This is a genomic window from Microcystis sp. LE19-10.1B, from assembly GCF_027530565.1.
Lineage (GTDB): Bacteria > Cyanobacteriota > Cyanobacteriia > Cyanobacteriales > Microcystaceae > Microcystis > Microcystis aeruginosa.
Genome location: NZ_JAPZQM010000292.1, coordinates 1 through 1449, shown reverse-complemented (window position 1 = coordinate 1449; position 1449 = coordinate 1). Strand labels below are relative to the sequence as shown.

Sequence of the window (1449 nt, the reverse complement as noted above, 5' to 3'; positions counted from 1 at the left end):
CTTATCTGGCAAGAGACTTAATTGATTAGTTCGCTCTAGATAAAAAACAATTGACAAAAATCGCTAAATGCCTTTCTCTATAAGGGTTCCATCCCTTATAACCCCCGTCCATTGCATAACACAAACCGAAGAGCCGTATTTTTTTAGTTGTTCGACAGTAACGTCGCCACAACTAGCCACGAAATAAGCTCCCGTCCAAAAATAGGGTTTGTTGTCGAAATACTCGGCCGCCAAATACGGAAATTCTTGTCTAATTAAGCGACTACTAACTGTTTTAAGGTTAGCGATTAGTTTGGTCCATGATTGTAATTATAGCGTTTCCTGTTCGCAAGAGATACATTATCGATGGTGAAAAGCTTAATTAGCAAAGGTTAAACTGTGCCACACAGGTGTGAGAACCGCTATAGTTGATATCCTAGGCAGTAAGTGTTATAATTTAACTATACATCACGCTCACGAAAGACAGTTATAACGCTTACCTACCAGTACAAACTAAAGGTAAACAGACAACAGGAACGGGAGATCATCCACATTCTTGATGTTTGCAAAAGCGTTTATAATTACGCTCTTTCAGAACGGAAAGATTGGTTAAACTCTCGAAAGTGTCTTGCGGATCACTGTTCGCTAGTTTCCGAGTACATAATTCCTGCGGATCAACCCTATCCTAATTACTTCGTTCAAGCTAAAAATCTAACGGAAGCTAAAAAAGTTTACCCGATATTAAAGACGGTTAACGCTCAAGTTTTACAGCAAGTCTTAAAAACTTTAGATAAGGCGTTTAACCAGATGAAATCGAAAGGCTTCGGCTTTCCTAGATTTAAGAAAAAGATGCGGAGTTTTGTTTTTCCTGCGCTCTCGAAAAATTTTCTAGGTGACGAATACTTAAATTTTCCACAATTGGGAAAAATTCGGATTAGGAAATCTAGGGAGTACCCGTCTGGGTTCGAGCCTAAACAAGCTCGAATTATCCAAAAAGCGTCGGGATTTTACGTTTCGGTTTCTTTCCAATCTACGGAATTAGTTCCCGATATGACAGTAGGGAAGACCTGTTTAGGAATTGACGCGGGAATTGAAAGTTTTGTCGCTACTTCACGGGGAGATTTAATCAAAGCCCCTCGATTTTTGTTGAAAGTACAGAGTAAGCTTAAATTGCTACAAAGACGCTTGAAACGGAAAACTAAAGGCTCTAGCAATTGGTTAAAACTTCAGGAGAAGATAGCGAGATTACACGAGAAAGTGTCTAATACCCGCAGGGATTGGCATTTCAAGTTAGCTCATTACCTTTGCGATTTTGCTGATAATATTTTCGTTGAAGATATTAACTTCGTTTCCTGGTCTAGAGGGATCGTTAGAAAACAATCTCTGGATTCAGGTATCGGTAGTTTTATTAACGAGATATTACCGTTTGTCGCTTGGAAACGGGGAAAATATTATCTTAAGGTTGATAAA

At 38.9% G+C, this 1449-nt stretch carries 1 protein-coding gene and 1 pseudogene; one reads left to right on the top strand and one right to left on the bottom strand.

Annotation, left to right across the window (positions count from 1 at the left end; all coding sequences use genetic code 11):
* Window positions 1-135: 135 nt before the first annotated feature.
* Window positions 136-297: pseudogene (locus O9332_RS10420) on the bottom strand (IS200/IS605 family transposase); the annotation flags it as partial.
* 171 nt (window positions 298-468) lie between these two features.
* On the opposite strand from O9332_RS10420, the gene O9332_RS10415 reads away from it, so the two are divergent.
* The coding region (locus O9332_RS10415) for an RNA-guided endonuclease InsQ/TnpB family protein (RefSeq protein WP_288025327.1) at window positions 469-1449 on the top strand (981 nt) is incomplete at its 3' end.